The sequence below is a fragment of the Szabonella alba genome, assembly GCF_016765775.1.
GTDB lineage: Bacteria > Pseudomonadota > Alphaproteobacteria > Rhodobacterales > Rhodobacteraceae > Szabonella > Szabonella alba.
Window position 1 is genome coordinate 1 of sequence record NZ_JAESVN010000029.1, and the last position, 3,863, is coordinate 3,863.

Consider the following 3,863-nt stretch of genomic DNA (forward strand, 5'->3'; position numbering starts at 1 on the left):
CTCGGCCTGACGAAGCACAGCCATGATCTGCGGCTCGGTGAAACGGCTCTTTCTCATTCGAATCTCCTCAGCTCACGCTACGAGAAAATTCTACTTATGCAGCCCCTTAACCATGGGGAGGATTACCCTTAGACTTTCGTTTCTCACAGACTCTCACTTTCTTTCCCGGGTTACATACCCTGCCACGAAGTTCACCGCCCCTTGGCCCAGCGCGAGCCCACCGGCGACAAGGGACGCCCCGACCTCCCCTCCGCAGGCTTCCGACAACCCCGGCAGCCAGGGCGCGATGATCGCGGCCACGATCGGACCGAGCAGGCTCGTCCAGCCGACTGCGGCCATCTTGCGGGTGGGAAGAAGGGTGGGCTGATTGATCAGGTTCATGTTGGTCACTCCTTTGATGGGTTTCAGGCCCGGTTCATCCAGTTGCGCGCGACGAAGCCCGGGCAGGCTTTGGCGGCGTGTTCGTTGTGTCCGGTGATGCGGGTGATGGCGGTCTCGGCGCGGATGGCGTCGATCAGGCCCCGAAGGGCGCGATCTTGGGCTGTGGTGAAGTTCCGCTCGAAGGGATCGGTGGCGGATGATCCCGCCCCGCCGATCAGGCAAATGTGGATGACACCGCGATTGTGACCCTCGACCCCCGCGCCGATCTCGGTCTCTGCGCGGCCGGGCAGGATCGCACCATCGCGATCGATCAGATGGTGGTAGCCGATCTTGCGCCAGCCGCGTTCTTCGCGGTGCCAACGGTCGATCTCCTTGCGCTTGGCGGTGAGGGGCTGGCCCCGCATCCAGTCCGGGTGGGTGGCGGCGCAGTGGATCACGATTTCGTCCACGGGGTAGCGGGCGATGCCTTGGAAGATCATCGGCCCGGCTGGTACCGGCACCGCAGGCTTCAGGTTGCGGATCGCGCCGCCCTCGGCAGAAACGGCCTTCAAGGCGGCATCGGTGCGCGGGCCGAAGAGGCCATCGATCGCGCCGGTGTAATAGCCGAGGCGCGCCAGCGCCATTTGCAGCGCTTTCAGGGCATCGATCTGTTCGGTCATGGGTGTGGTCCTTTCGGGCAAAGAAAAACCCCGCCGGAAGGGCGGGGCGCGAGGCGGTCTGGGCGCGGTTCAACCGGCAGTGGGTGGGTCCGGCGGCGGGTTTTGCGCCTCCCTTGCAGCGGCCAGTTCGGCGGCGAGAAGGGCGCAGCGTTCGGAGAGGATCGCGATCTGCTGGCGCAGCTCGGCGACATAGGCGGATGAGGCGGCGGGCGACATCAGGGCTCCTTTCAGGATCAGAAGTCAGTCTCGAGGTAGAGGCCGGTGGATTCAAAGGCGACCGCCGCGGTGGTGGCGCCGTTGTTCAGGAAAAGGCGGGGGGCGAGAAACGTTGCGGCCTGGGGCAGGTCGGTCGTCACCTCTTGTTCGAAGACGGCGCCGGTCAGCTCGTTCACAGCACGCAGCCAGATCGACGTGCCAGCCGCCGGGCACCAGATTGTGAGGGTGAGCAACCCTGCCGTAGCAACCGGGAACCCGGCACCGAGATCGACGAGAGTCGGCGCGCCGGTGGCGTCATTGCTGACGAGCTGCCAGTTCGTGTGCGTGCCGCGCTGGAACCCGAGGCCGATGGCTTCCACAAGCGTGGAAAGCGTCGTCGTGACCGCCAAGGCCGCGACCGAGGACAACAGCCCGAAGAAACCCATTCCGGTTGCTTGCAAGATGGTCAGGCTGATCCGGGCGACGAGGGTGAAGCCACCAAGGCCTGCGGCATTGCCCCGCCAACAGGCGGTCACGGCCGAGCGCTGGTCGCAGACGGAGTCCACCACGGCGGCCGAGGTCACGCGCCAGCGCCGGGAACTGGCGAGAAGCGATCCCGCCGCCAGGGCCGGGTGGCTGACGGTGCCGACGCTGGTCAATGCGATGCCTTGGGCGGCGATCGTCGTGGCCGAAACCGGCGCCCAGGCCCCGATCCGGTTCAGACCCATATGCGGTTGCAAGGGGAAGTCGCGGCCAGATGGGCGCACGACCTCTAGCCAGGGCGCACCCGCGCGTTGGCGGCCGTACAGTGCAAGCTTGCCTGCCGGGGGCGATGCGGGCACGGCGGAGAGGCCCGGGATCACGATCGGCGCCGGAAACTCCGCCCGCCCGGTGGCGCGATCGATCACGAAGGCGTCGAAGAAGGCCGAGCCGTTTGGCGACACCTTCAGGGTCACATCGTCCGTGCCCAAGAGCCCGAACAGCGCCCGCGCCGAAAACCCCGTCTTCAGGGCAAGGCTCGCATCATTCCCCGCCGCTGCCTTGTTAATCGTTGCCTCGTGCGACCCGCCCGCATTGTTCAGAAGCGTGGCGGCGGCGTTTACGCTGAGCCGGTTCGACGCATCGGGCGAGGCGCCGCCGAGGCCGAGGCCCAGCGCGGTCACATTCGCGGCCGTGGCGCCGATCGCGGTCACGCTGGCGGCAAAGGTGACGGTGGGCGAGTTGATCACCGTTGTGCCCAGCGCCCCGGCGATGGTGGAGCCCAGGTTGATCACCGTCGTCGATCCGGCTGCGTCGCCAGTGCCCAGGTTCAACGTCTTGCTGACCCCGGTCGTCGTGCCGCCGGTGCCGATGCCATAGGTGGCAGTCGTCGTCGCGGTGCCGATTGTCACCGCCGCATTCGAAAACGTCGTGGCGCCTGTGAAGGTCTGAGCGGCATTGCCGAGATGGGCGAGCGTGGCCGAAAGGTTCGGCAAAGTGAAGGTGCGGGTCGTTCCTGCCGAGAGGCCGGACAGATCGAAGGCGGCAAGCTTGGTCGGATCGGCATCGTCGGCCAGGCGGAAGAGGTTGTCGGGGAAGGGTAGCGCCGCCTGCCGCACCCACACCCCGCCGAGGAAGGTCAGGGCGGCATCGGTGGCGCGATCCCAGACCGACCAGCCTTCCGCAGGCGGATAGAAGGCCCAAGCCCCGTCCTGCCAGGCGGCAATCGCGAAAGCTTGGCCAGCCCAGGCAGCCGTAGGGCTGGGGCCCACGAGATAGCGGGCACCATCAACCGGCGATCCGGGCGGAGTGTTCAGGCCGGAGCTTTCCACAGCGGGCTGCACGAGGGCATCGAGGGCACGGAAGGCCTCGTTGACGGTGATGTGCTTCTGCGCCTGGTTCGCCTCGAGGAAGGTGAGCCGCAGGTTCGGAGTGTCGGCCATGGGGCCTCCGTATCAAAGGGTGATGTCGAGGATCGCGCCGCGGCCCAGCGCGCCGACCTGCGCGATGCGCACGGAAAGGGGGCCGGAAACCGGGGCACCGAAGTCGACGGCTTGCATGGCGGCCGTGTAGGTGAAGACTGGGGTCGTGAGGCCCGACACCGTGCGCACAATCGCGGCGCCGTTAAGCACGTCGAGTTCATAGCCCTCGGCCACCTCGCCCAGCGGCACCTCGGTCAGCGCCCAGTTGTCGCCCGCAAAGGCCCGGGTGCGGCGGGTCCAACTGAGGGCGATATCACCACCGGGCAGGTTCACCCGTCTCGCATGACAAGGCCGCCAGGGGCGCAAGCCGCGGGCAGAGGGCGCGAATGTGACTGCGAGGTTCGCTGGATCGCCTGCGGGTTTGCTCGAAGCCCCGATCCGCCAGTTCCAGGCCGCACCATAATCGGCGCTGCCGATCGGCAGGGGTTTGACCCCGCCGTCCAGCACGACGACACGCGCCCCTGCGGGGGCGGGGTTGGCGATGGCGCCCTCGGTGCCGAGAAGGCCACGCAGGAGCCGGGTCAGCCGCCAGCGCCCCGGGTGTTGATTTTCACCCAGAACTGACCCGGGTTTTTCATCGAGAATTGACCCGGCTTTGAGTATGGATTTCGGGTCAGGCAGGGGTCAAGATCTGTGTTGTCTCCTTCTTTTTCTTTGCTGCGGATGC

5 protein-coding genes and 1 pseudogene are annotated in these 3,863 nt (G+C 66.8%); all 6 read right to left on the bottom strand.

Annotation, left to right across the window (positions count from 1 at the left end):
* Positions 1 to 153: 153 nt before the first annotated feature.
* A complete protein-coding gene (locus JL811_RS19660; RefSeq protein ID WP_202690402.1) occupies positions 154 to 381 on the bottom strand; it encodes a hypothetical protein in 228 nt (75 codons plus the stop codon).
* A gap of 23 nt (positions 382 to 404) precedes the next feature.
* Entirely contained in the window at positions 405 to 1,040 is a 636-nt protein-coding gene (locus tag JL811_RS19665; RefSeq protein ID WP_202690405.1) for a peptidoglycan recognition protein family protein, read from the bottom strand.
* Positions 1,041 to 1,109: 69 nt separating this feature from the next.
* On the bottom strand, positions 1,110 to 1,256 hold the full coding sequence (locus JL811_RS19670; protein WP_202690403.1) for a hypothetical protein: 147 nt from the start codon (positions 1,254 to 1,256) through the stop codon (positions 1,110 to 1,112).
* A gap of 17 nt (positions 1,257 to 1,273) precedes the next feature.
* Positions 1,274 to 3,157, bottom strand: a complete 1,884-nt coding sequence (locus JL811_RS19675; protein ID WP_202690404.1) for a DUF2793 domain-containing protein — start codon at positions 3,155 to 3,157, stop codon at positions 1,274 to 1,276.
* A 12-nt stretch (positions 3,158 to 3,169) separates the two neighbouring features.
* Positions 3,170 to 3,469 (bottom strand): hypothetical protein, encoded by a 300-nt coding sequence (locus tag JL811_RS20090; RefSeq protein ID WP_237685098.1) that lies wholly within the window; start codon positions 3,467 to 3,469, stop codon positions 3,170 to 3,172.
* Positions 3,470 to 3,655: 186 nt separating this feature from the next.
* Positions 3,656 to 3,817 (bottom strand): annotated as a pseudogene (locus tag JL811_RS20355) (GTA baseplate fiber-binding domain-containing protein); the annotation flags it as partial.
* Positions 3,818 to 3,863: the final 46 nt, after the last annotated feature.